Below are 8,592 nucleotides of genomic sequence, written 5' to 3'. Positions count from 1 at the left end.
GGATGGGGGTACCGGTGCCTGATCGTCTGATTGGGATCCGGTTCCTGCCGGTCGGGCTGGTCTTGGTTCATGATTCCCTCGAGCACGCTGCGGAGTGTTCGGGCTTTCCGCCCACATTGTCACACTCTCGCCGGCTCTCCCGACCACTGCTGGAGAGGCCCGGGACGACTCCCTCAGGAGCCGTCGTTGAAGGGCGGTCGCTGCGGGTTCTGCCAGCCGGGCTGCTGCTGGAACGGCGGCTGCTGCGGCTGCCCCCACCCGGGCTGCGGCGGCTGCGGCGGCTGCCAGCCCGGCCCATGCGGCGGCGCCGGCTGCCGCTGGTCACGCCGGGCCACCACGGCCCAGATCAGCAGACCCGTGCCGACCAGGCTGAAGAGCAGGGAGATCGCGGTGGAGAGGACGAATGTCGGAGTGAGGCCGAGCACATCCGACATCAAGTCGATCAGGAGGCTCCTGGCCGCGTCGAACACCACTCCCAGCAGGAGCACGACGCAGCCCATGATCCCGATGACCGCCGGCCGCCCGTGATCGCGTCTGCGCATCGCCATCATGATGATGCCGCCGACCAGGAGCACGCCCAGCAGGAAGAGGCCGGCGAGGCTGACGATGGTGATGCTGGACGTGTCGATCGCGGTCATCAAGAAGCTCCCGGGGGTAAGGCGACGCGGACGACGTTACGGGGATTCGCGTAGTTCTTCCACCGCTCGGGTGATCGAAGCCAGGTTCAGCGGGCCCTGGTAACGCACGCCGTTCAGGAAGAGCGTGGGCGTGCCACGCACCCCGCTCTCACGCCCCGACGCCTCGTCGAGCGCGATCCTGGAGACGTGCCGCGGCACGTTCGACCAGGGCTCCACGTCCAGCTGGGCGGCGTAGTGCGTCAGGTCCTCATCCGTGAGGAAGCGCTGGTTGTCGTAGAGGACGTCGTGCATCTCCCAGAACCGGCCCTGATCGGCCGCGGCCTCGGCGACGATCGCTGCGGGCGCCGCCCGGGGATGCAGGGTCCTGATCGGGAAGTGCCGGAACACCAGCCGAACGTCAGGGTTCTTCTCGCGCAGCTCCTCCAGGACGGGGTGGAGTCGGCCGCAGTACGGGCACTCGAAGTCGCCGTACTCCACGATCGTGATCCTGGCGTCCTCCGGGCCCCGTACGTGGTCGCCGGGCCCCACGGGCACGGACAGGAGCTCGGGCAGCTCCTCGTCGGGCTCGGCCTCCGGCGGTGCGCAGACCCCGCCCCGGTCCCACGCCATCCGGAAGATCACCCACCCCAGCGCGGCGGCGAGCAGCGACCCGGCCAGGATCCCGATCTTCGCCTGGGCGTGGATGGCCGGATCGTCGAAGGCCAGGTCCACGATGAACAGCGCCACCGTGAACCCGATGCCGGACACGGCGGCCCCGCCCAGCAACTGCCCCCACACCAGGTTTCCCGGCAGGATCCCCCATCCGAACCTGAGCGGCAGCCACGTGCCGAGCGAGATGCCGATGAACTTCCCCAGCACCAGCCCCAGCGCGATGCCGATGGCCACCGGCGACGTGAGCGCCGCCCGCAAGGTCTCGCCGTCGAGCCGCACCCCGGCGTTCGCCAGCGCGAACACCGGCACGATCACGTAACTGCTCCACGGGAGCAACCGCAGCTGCAGCCGCTCGTTCACGGAGACGGCCATCTGGACGCGCCGCGCGGCCACCCTGGCCGCCCGCGCGCTCGGGTCGCTCGTGAACTCGTGCACGGCCTCGCCGGCCAGCAGCAGCTTCTGGTCGGTCGGGGCGTACACGAAGACCAGCACCCCCAGGGCGATGCCGATGAGCGTGGGGTGGATCCCGCTCTCCAGCGTGGCCACCCAGAGCGCGAACCCCAGCACGATGTACGCCGGCGCCCGCCAGATCCTCAACCACCGCAACGTCATGATGGCGGCCAGCAACACGGCGGCGACCACGAGGGCGGGCAGGGCCAGGCTCTCGGTGTAGAACAGGGCGATGATGATGATCGCCAGCACGTCGTCCACGATGGCCAGCGTCAGCAGGAACGCCCGCAGTGGATCAGGGCACCGGGCGCCGACGACGGCCAGCACGCCCAGCACGAAGGCGGTGTCGGTGGCGATCGGCACGCCCCACCCGCCGGCCCCGGGCCCGCCGAAGTTGAGTAGCAGGTAGACCCCGGCCGGCACCAGCATCCCGCCGAACGCCGCCACCGCAGGCACCGCGATCAACCGGCGGTCCCGCAACTGCCCGAGCCGCATCTCGTAGGAGATCTCGAGCCCGACGACGAAGAAGAACAACGTCATGAGGCCGTCGTTGACCCAGTGCCGCAGATCCAGCGAGAAGACGGCTTCGCCGAAGGTGAGGCCCATCGGCGTGTGCCAGAAGGCCTCGTAGGTGTCTCCCCATGGGGAATTCGCCCAGAGCAGGGCCAAGACGGTGGCGACGAGCAACACGCTCGTGCTGCCGGCCTCGGTCCTGAAAAAGGCTCGCAACATCCCAGATCTCCCCCCGGAGATCTGATCCTAGGGTCACTGGAAGAACAGGTAGACCGCCGCATCCCGGGCAAGCAGGAAACCGACGATGGCCAGGGCCCAGCTGACCATCGAAGCCGAGTGCTTGGTGAGCCAGGCCCGCAGTCGCTCCAGCTTCGGCTCCAGCCACGATCCGGCGATCGTACGCAGCCCCATGAGCACCAGCGGGGGCAGGATCATGATGAGCACATAGCCGGTGAGCAGCGGCAGCCACTCCCCGAAGGCCAGGCCAGAGGTGGTCATGATGCCGACGGCCGCCAGGTACGGCACCATCGTCGCCACCTCGACCGCCCCGGCCGTCAGTCCGAGCAGCACCATCACCCGCGGGCCGCCGGTGCGCGGCTCCAACCGGCGCTCCGGCTTGCCCAGCTTCGCCCGCCTCTTGGGGTCGAACTTGTAGCTGAGCGCGAACAACCCCACGCCGAGCACCAACTGCACCCAGTAAGCCGGGCTGCTGCGCAGGGCATCGCCGAAGCTCTCCATGGCCGCCGACAGCCCCAGCATCAGCCCCACCCCGACCAGGAAGTAGAAGACCGCGATGGTGCCGAGGTAGATCAACAGGCGCGACACGCGGGATCGTTCCGAAGCCAGGATGAGGTAGATGGGGATGATCAGGGTGCCGAAGCTGGTGCTGTCGATCACCGCCAAGGCGGCGAGAGTGAGCATCAGTCCGATCGTCATGTGACGATACTGCTGGTCACCAGGGCGCGGGCACCTCCTCCGCCGGGCCGAAACCGGCGTACATCCTTCGATGCATCCACAGAGACCCGCCCCCGGCCGAGCCCGTGGCCCGCACCCTCGGCCTGGCGGGGATGCGGGCCATCTGACGATCAGAGATTGCGCAGATACGCGAGCGACGGCGCGAAGAAGTACTCGCCGCCCTTCATCGTGACCGTCTGCGCCACCTGGGCCTGCGGGAGCGACACTTCCGGCTTGCCCCAGACCTTGGGGAGGGCGACCTTGATGTCCCGGTCTCCCTGGCCGATGACCGGGTCGTGGCCGGTCGCCGGGTTCTCGAAGTCCGGGTTGTTCGCCCAGGTCTGCTGCGTGAACTCGAACTGGCTGATCAAGCTGCTGTTGAACGCCATGAACAGCAGCCCTACGTCACCGCTCGGCCGGTCCTCCGGCGGCGAGTCGTCCGACGGGTCGTCGACGCGCTCCCCGTACGTCTGCCCGCGCCTGGCCATGATCACCTCACGCCCGAACGAGCGCGGGTTCGTCTTCCTGACGTGGCCGCTGAACGGGCACTTGCTGCCGTCGTCCGCGTCGTAGGTGAAGTCGTTGGCCACCGGCCCGCCACCCGCCTTCGCCTTGCTGGTCAGCGGCGTGCCGTCCTTGAAGCGGCCGACGAGCATGGCGCCGGCCCGGTCGCGGTCGGCGCCGGTCAGGCCGAGGTCGTCGGCCAGGTCCCGCTCGATCTCCTTGAACGCCCTGACGTTCTGCTCGAGCTTCCTGAACACGAAGTAACTGCCGTGGTGGCGGACGGGGTTCGGTGCGAGCGGGTCCGGCACCAGCACGTTGGCCAGCGGGAACGCCGGGTCCCAGCGCTTGCGCGGCTCCCGTTCGACCTCGTCCTTCAGGAACAGCGGCTGGCTGCGGCCGTCCACGTACCCGAAGTGCTCGATGCCGTCGCCGGCCGGGTTGCGCATGCCCTGCCCGGTCTCCTCGCCGAGCAGCCGGGCGCTTTCCGGCAGCTCGGCGACGATCTCCTCGCGCAGCGCCGCCACCGACTCGGGCTCGGCGTCGCCGATGAGGATGACGGCGTGGATCTCCCGCTGGTAGACCCAGTCCCATTGGTCCACTGCCGGGTCGTTCACCTCGGCGATCCGCCGCTTCATGCCGTCGCGGAACACCTTGTCACCGAACTTGCGCACCTCGTCCAGCGAGTGGCCGAGGTCGATGTAGCCGGCCTTGCTGATGCCGATGCCGACGTACGGCGTCCCGGGACGGCCGCGGGCGGCGAACTCGCGTACCTCCTCGAGGTGCTTGCGCGCCGACTTCATCCTGGTGGTCGCGATGTGCCGCAGGAACGCCCTGCCCTCGGCCACGTTGTTGAACCGGACGAACAGAACGGACAAGTGCTCGCGCACGTGCGCGCGCAGGATGTTCGGCTGGAGATTGTCGAGCATCGCCTTGGTGTCCGCGTTGAGCGTGGCCGAGTCCCAGGCCAGGGGTCGTTCATTGTTCAGGTCGACAGGCATTGCCGAATCCCTTTCCCCGTTTCGGAATGAAATCGGGCCCCCAAGCGCGCCCCCCAGATCCAACGCGCCCCACCTGTACGACTCGCGAGGGGCCGGGATGGTTTCCGGGAAATGAAGATTTCTCGTCAGCGGTGGGAGACGGTCAGCAGGGTCTTGGCCGCGCCGGAGCCTCACGAGACCGCCGCACCGACTGAGGGGGTCTACTGCGGACGTCGTACCGCGAGGGCCTCCCTGGGGACGATGGCCCGGGGACGCCGCGGTGGGACCGTGGTCGGCATGGACGTACTGCGCAAAGCCTTGGGCGGGCTCTCGCTGATCTACGCGCTGGTCTTCTTCACGGCCGTGCTCCTGCACGCCGGGGTATCGCTCGGCCCGCTGAGCCAGCACGTGATCGTCCCTGCCGTGATCGTGGAGACGCTGTGCGGCATCGCCATGCTCGCCGGGGCGTACGGCGCGCTGTCCGGCCGGGCGTGGGCCTGGGACGGGCTGATCTACACGCACGCGGCCGCGCTGGGCGGCGTGCTGATGGGCATGCTGGCCGTCGCGATGAAGCCGGAGGCCACGGCCACCCCGCTGCTCCTCTGGTACCACGGCACGATCACGACCGTGCTGGCCGCCGGCCTCGGTGCGGCCTTCTACGTCTCCAGGGTGCGACCGATCACGACTCCAGGGTCCACAGGTATTCGGCGGCCTCGTCGACGTGTTCCTCGGTGAACACGCGGATGCCGTTCGACTCCAGCAGCGCCGTCGTGACGCCCTGGCCGGGCGTGCGGTGGCCGCGGAACGTGCCGTCGTAGATCGACAGCGCGCCGCACGAAGGACTGCCCTCCTTCAAGACCGCCAGCCGGATCCCATGGGACCGCGCGGCGGCGAGCGCTGACTGCGCGCCCGCCAGGAACTCGGCCGTCACGTCCGAGCCGTCCGTCGCCAGCACGCGGGCCGCGCCCGAGAGCACGGCCGCCCCGCCCGCGCCGCCCTCGATCTCGGCGGCCGGGCGCGGGATCGGCAGCCCGCCCTCCACCTCAGGGCAGAACGACACCAGCCGCCCTTCCTCGCGCCACCCGGTGAGCCAGGCGTCCGAGCTGGTCTTGGCACCGCCGTCGTAACGCACCCGGCGGCCCATCAGACAGGCGCTGACGAGGATTCTCTCCACGTCTTCGATCCTATGAGCGCGATCGGCACCAGCGAGACGGCGGCCATCACGGTGGCGCAGCCGAAGGCGTACGCGAACGGCTGCGCCACGCCTGCCCTGGTGAACAGCTGCAACAGCACGGCGAGCAGAGCGACGCCGAACGGCGAGGCGAGCCGTACCGCGATCGTGCTCAACGTGGTCGCGGCCGGGATCCCGCCCACCCCCATCGGGGCCAGCAGCAGGCCCGCGTCCAGCGGGTTCCCGCCCTCGGCAAGCTGGCTGTAGAGCGGCACGAGCACCGTGAATCCGAACATCGCCGCCGAGTAGCACACCAGCGCCGCCACCGCCGCGGCGAACGTGCGATCAGCGAACAGCCGCAGATCGACGAGCGCCTTTCCCGGCGTCCTCATGGCCCGCACCGCGAACACGACGACCAGGACGAGCCCGGCCCACAACGCCGGATGCAGCGCCGACGCCCCATTGCCCACCTCGGACAGGCCATAGACCAGCGCGGCCAGCCCCGGGGACAACACCGCCAGCCCGGCCACGTCGAGACCTGGCGAACCCCCCCGCTCGCGAGGGTCGCGGGGGAGGAGCAGGAACGCCGCCGCCAACGCCACCGCGCAGACCGGCACGTTGATCAGGAACAACCACCGCCAGCCCAGACCCTCGACGATCACCCCGCCGAGCGGCGGCCCGAGCACCGGCACCAACATCGCGGGGACCGAGATCATGGCCATCGCCAGGCCCATCCGGTCCCGGCCCGCCGCCTGAGCCAGCATCATCTGGCCCACGGGCAGGAGCAGGCCCCCGCCCAGCCCCTGCACCGCGCGGAAGGCGACCAGGCTCCCGACCGACCAGGCGGCCGCGCTGAGCGCCGACCCCGCGACGAACTCGACGAGATCGCCACCGAGAGACGCTCGTGGACGAGCCGCTGCCCGGGGACTGGCGTGAGGCGCTGCTGCTGATCGCCCGGCGCGAACGGGAGCTGGTGCGCCGCCACCTGTGGCGGGTCGATCTGATCTCGCAGGGCGTCGCCGTGGGGCCCAACGGGCTGCGGCACGTGGAGCAGAAACTGGCCGCGTTCGACGGGCTCGGGGTCGACCGGCTGACCGGCTGGCGGTTTCTCGCGGCGTACAACGACTACATGACCGGGTTCGTGGTCCGGGAGGCGTTGGAGCGGGCCGCGCCCCGGCAGATGGGCATCAATGACGCCGAGCGGGCGGCGGTGGCGGAGCCTTACATCAAGGAGCTGGTCGAGAACGGCGACTTCCCGCGGCTGGCGCCGATGATCGAGCAGGGTGTGCCGGGGGCCGACGACAATTTCGAGCGCGGCCTGCGCTGGCTCCTGGACGGCATGGAACGCGACCTCCCCTAGCGGCTCACTGGAATCGGGGGCGAGCCGCCCTGGCGATAGCCTTACCTCCGATGAACACCACCGTCTCCACGATCGTCATCGCGGGCTCGCTGCTCCTCATGCTGGCGAGCCTGATCGTCGCGATCCGCAACCGGCCGATGGGCATGGTGCTGCTGATCGGCTTCGCCGTGCTCGAGGTGGCGGTGCTGGTGCAGCTGGGGTTCGTGATCGCGGCCGTGGCCGGGGGCGAGGGGCCCGACGACAAGGCCACGCTGTGGGGGTACCTCGCCGGCCAGGTCCTGATCCCGCCGGCCGGGGTGTTCCTGGCGCTGGCGGAGCGGAGCAGGTGGGGGTCGGCGATCCTCGCCGTGGCCGGGTTCGCGATCGCGGTGATGACGGGCCGCCTGCTGCAGATCTGGCAGGGCGTGGCGTGACCGCGTCGTCCTCCATCGGCACCGGGCCAGGACGTGCCCTGATCGCCGTCTACGGCCTGTTCTCACTGGCCGCTGGGGCGCGGGCGGCCGTGCAGATCGCCGGCCGGTTCCATGAAGCGCCGCTGGCCTACTCGCTGTCGGCGTTCGCCGCTCTGGTCTACATCGTGCTCACCGTCGCGCTCTGGCGCGGGGCCCGGCGGCTGGCGCTGGCCGCGCTCGGCATCGAGCTGGCGGGCGTGCTCATCATCGGCACCGCCAGTCTCCTCAACCCGGCCGCCTTCCCCGACGAGACCGTCTGGTCCACGTACGGCAAGGGCTACCTGTTCATCCCGCTCGTGCTGCCGCTCGTCGGCCTCTATTGGTTGCTGCGGCGCAGGCGTTAGCCTACGGCGCGCCCGGGCAGAGGCACATCCCATGAGCACGATCGAGCACTCAGTAGACGTCGAGGTCCCCGTCAGGGTGGCCTACAACCAATGGACGCAGTTCGAGAGCTTCCCCGAGTTCATGGAGGGTGTGGAGTCGGTCAAGCAGATCAGCGACACGCGTACGGTCTGGGTCGCGGACATCGCCGGCGTGCGGCGCGAGTTCGAGGCCGAGATCACCGAACAGCACCCGGACGAGCGCATCGCCTGGCGCACCACCGACAAGCCGCATCAGGCCGGCGTGGTCACCTTCCACCGGCTCGACGACAACACGACCAGGGTCACGCTGCAGATGGAGTACGACCCCGAGGGCTTCGTCGAGACCGCCGGCGACTGGCTCCAGCTGGTCCGCATGCGCGTGGTGGGCGACATGAAGCGCTTCAAGACGTTCATCGAGTCGCGGGGCGGCGAAACGGGCGGCTGGCGCGGCGACGTGCCGGGTCCGCATCAGCGGGGTTCGATGTACGGAGACAGCGACCAGCGGGTGCCGCCCGGCACGGTCGGCGGCGGCGACCTCCCGCCCTCGGACACCCTTCCCC

General features: G+C 69.9%; 10 protein-coding genes and 1 pseudogene. 5 read left to right on the top strand and 6 right to left on the bottom strand.

The features are described from left to right. Positions 1 to 173 precede the first annotated feature (173 nt). The 4 genes from ETD86_RS50320 to ETD86_RS50305 all read right to left on the bottom strand — a co-directional run bounded on the left by ETD86_RS50320 (position 174) and on the right by ETD86_RS50305 (position 4,708). Positions 174 to 638, bottom strand: coding sequence for a hypothetical protein (locus ETD86_RS50320; protein WP_138673712.1), 465 nt, complete (start codon positions 636 to 638; stop codon positions 174 to 176). Positions 639 to 674: 36 nt separating this feature from the next. Further along, the gene (gene nhaA / locus ETD86_RS50315) at positions 675 to 2,471 is read right to left on the bottom strand and encodes a Na+/H+ antiporter NhaA (RefSeq protein ID WP_138673711.1); all 1,797 of its coding nucleotides are present in this window, start codon (positions 2,469 to 2,471) and stop codon (positions 675 to 677) included. A 33-nt stretch (positions 2,472 to 2,504) separates the two neighbouring features. Further along, positions 2,505 to 3,188 (bottom strand): GAP family protein, encoded by a 684-nt coding sequence (locus ETD86_RS50310; RefSeq protein WP_138673710.1) that lies wholly within the window; start codon positions 3,186 to 3,188, stop codon positions 2,505 to 2,507. Positions 3,189 to 3,337: 149 nt separating this feature from the next. Continuing rightward, positions 3,338 to 4,708, bottom strand: coding sequence for a Dyp-type peroxidase (locus ETD86_RS50305; protein WP_138673709.1), 1,371 nt, complete (start codon positions 4,706 to 4,708; stop codon positions 3,338 to 3,340). 276 nt (positions 4,709 to 4,984) lie between these two features. On the opposite strand from ETD86_RS50305, the gene ETD86_RS50300 reads away from it, so the two are divergent. Further along, on the top strand, positions 4,985 to 5,422 hold the full coding sequence (locus ETD86_RS50300; protein WP_138673708.1) for a hypothetical protein: 438 nt from the start codon (positions 4,985 to 4,987) through the stop codon (positions 5,420 to 5,422). Here the strand turns inward: ETD86_RS50300 and ETD86_RS50295 are convergent. After that, complete coding sequence (locus tag ETD86_RS50295; RefSeq protein ID WP_138673707.1) at positions 5,367 to 5,861, bottom strand: 2-thiouracil desulfurase family protein; 495 nt, start codon at positions 5,859 to 5,861, stop codon at positions 5,367 to 5,369. The genes ETD86_RS50300 and ETD86_RS50295 overlap by 56 nt on opposite strands. Further along, a pseudogene (locus ETD86_RS50290) lies at positions 5,831 to 6,709 on the bottom strand (MFS transporter); the annotation flags it as partial. The pseudogene ETD86_RS50290 and the gene ETD86_RS50295, both read right to left, overlap by 31 nt. Positions 6,710 to 6,762: 53 nt before the next feature. Between ETD86_RS50290 and ETD86_RS50285 the strand changes: the two are divergent. The 4 genes from ETD86_RS50285 to ETD86_RS50270 all read left to right on the top strand — a co-directional run. Beyond that, on the top strand, positions 6,763 to 7,218 hold the full coding sequence (locus ETD86_RS50285) for a TetR/AcrR family transcriptional regulator C-terminal domain-containing protein (protein WP_138673705.1): 456 nt from the start codon (positions 6,763 to 6,765) through the stop codon (positions 7,216 to 7,218). A 50-nt stretch (positions 7,219 to 7,268) separates the two neighbouring features. Further along, complete coding sequence (locus ETD86_RS50280; RefSeq protein WP_138673704.1) at positions 7,269 to 7,631, top strand: hypothetical protein; 363 nt, start codon at positions 7,269 to 7,271, stop codon at positions 7,629 to 7,631. Beyond that, positions 7,628 to 8,014 carry a hypothetical protein gene (locus ETD86_RS50275; protein WP_138673703.1) on the top strand — a complete coding sequence of 129 codons (387 nt, stop codon included), beginning with the start codon at positions 7,628 to 7,630 and terminating at the stop codon, positions 8,012 to 8,014. Before ETD86_RS50280 ends, ETD86_RS50275 begins: the two co-directional genes overlap by 4 nt. Positions 8,015 to 8,045: 31 nt before the next feature. Further along, a partial coding sequence (locus tag ETD86_RS50270) for an SRPBCC family protein (RefSeq protein ID WP_138673702.1) occupies positions 8,046 to 8,592 on the top strand: 547 nt, incomplete at its 3' end.

Origin of the sequence: Nonomuraea turkmeniaca, from assembly GCF_005889735.1 — a bacterium.
In the GTDB taxonomy this organism is placed as follows: Bacteria; Actinomycetota; Actinomycetes; order Streptosporangiales; family Streptosporangiaceae; genus Nonomuraea; species Nonomuraea turkmeniaca.
Note: the sequence above shows the minus strand (reverse complement) of the source record. Positions and strands in the feature narration are given on the sequence as shown.

Bases quoted from the DNA above. Each gene is read 5' to 3' on its own strand.
- ETD86_RS50310 (WP_138673710.1), bottom strand. From the start codon at position 3,188: ATGACGATCGGACTGATGCTCACTCTCGCCGCCTTGGCGGTGATCGAC.
- ETD86_RS50320 (WP_138673712.1), bottom strand. From the start codon at position 638: ATGACCGCGATCGACACGTCCAGCATCACCATCGTCAGCCTCGCCGGC.
- ETD86_RS50305 (WP_138673709.1), bottom strand. From the start codon at position 4,708: ATGCCTGTCGACCTGAACAATGAACGACCCCTGGCCTGGGACTCGGCC.
- ETD86_RS50280 (WP_138673704.1), top strand. From the start codon at position 7,269: ATGAACACCACCGTCTCCACGATCGTCATCGCGGGCTCGCTGCTCCTC.
- ETD86_RS50300 (WP_138673708.1), top strand. From the start codon at position 4,985: ATGGACGTACTGCGCAAAGCCTTGGGCGGGCTCTCGCTGATCTACGCG.
- nhaA (WP_138673711.1), bottom strand. From the start codon at position 2,471: ATGTTGCGAGCCTTTTTCAGGACCGAGGCCGGCAGCACGAGCGTGTTG.